Origin of the sequence: Nocardioides malaquae (assembly GCF_015070385.1) — a bacterium.
GTDB classification, from domain to species: domain Bacteria; phylum Actinomycetota; class Actinomycetes; order Propionibacteriales; family Nocardioidaceae; genus Nocardioides; species Nocardioides malaquae.
In genome coordinates this window covers 1-236 of record NZ_JADCSA010001190.1, presented here as the reverse complement: position 1 = coordinate 236, position 236 = coordinate 1, and the positions used below count along the sequence as shown (strand labels likewise).

At 39.8% G+C, this 236-nt stretch carries 1 protein-coding gene; it reads right to left on the bottom strand.

All coding sequences use genetic code 11. The features are described from left to right. Positions 1-236, bottom strand: a 236-nt coding sequence (locus IEQ44_RS18795; protein ID WP_227487721.1) for a hypothetical protein, incomplete at both ends; no start/stop codon positions are given.

Genomic DNA, 236 nt, shown 5'->3' with positions numbered 1-236 from the left:
TCATTGTCTTGAGACGGAAAGGACAAGCTCACCTTATCATTAGGCAAATCATATATCATGCGCGGTGTCCGTCTATAAACCGGGTACTTCTTTTTCATTTCAGAAATAGGCTGTGCCGTAGTTGGAAGCTTAGATGCATAATCATAGCAGCTTTGAATCTTCAGCAAATCTTTTTCGATCAATTGAATCGTCATAGAAGACCATAAAATAAGATCTCCGGGCTGAAGGTTCGTATT